Genomic DNA, 557 nt, shown 5'->3' on the forward strand with positions numbered 1-557 from the left:
GCATCTTGGCGGTTTAATGCTTGGATTTGTGATATGGCGTGATTTAAATCTTTTGCGATAAATAATTGTTCCTCAGGATAGCCTTTTTCACGAAGTCCATCCTGAATAGGTTTTGTTTGTTTTTCACCTACTAAAATCACATAGTCACACGCATCACTCGCATATTCACCAAATGCTTTATTATATTGATATTCCTTATCACCTAATTCTACCATACCTGGTGTCACTAATACTTTAAATCCTTCCATCGAAGAAAGTACCTCTAAAGCCATTCGAGAACCAGTTGGATTCGAGTTAAAACTGTCATCAATTACCGTTAAATTACCGAATCCTTTCTTTATTTCCATTCTGTGTTTTACTGCCTGTATCTTTTTCACACCCATTTGCAGTTTGGCTAGAGGTACTCCCATTTCCCACGCCACACTGATCGCAGCCAAAATATTATATACATTATGCTTACCTAATAATTTGGTTTCAAAATCTGCATCTAATGTGCCTGCTTTGTTTGTTACCCTAAAAGTAGTACCTTTTTGGTGAAAACGAATAGCAGAAGCTAG

Annotated in this window: 1 protein-coding gene; it reads right to left on the minus strand. The window is 36.8% G+C overall.

Annotated elements, in window-relative coordinates; translation table 11 throughout:
• Positions 1-557, minus strand: a 557-nt coding sequence (locus tag GH715_RS21315) for a glutamate ligase domain-containing protein (protein WP_240469435.1), incomplete at both ends; no start/stop codon positions are given.

Source organism: Gracilibacillus thailandensis, from assembly GCF_010994055.1.
GTDB classification, from domain to species: domain Bacteria; phylum Bacillota; class Bacilli; order Bacillales; family Amphibacillaceae; genus Gracilibacillus; species Gracilibacillus lacisalsi.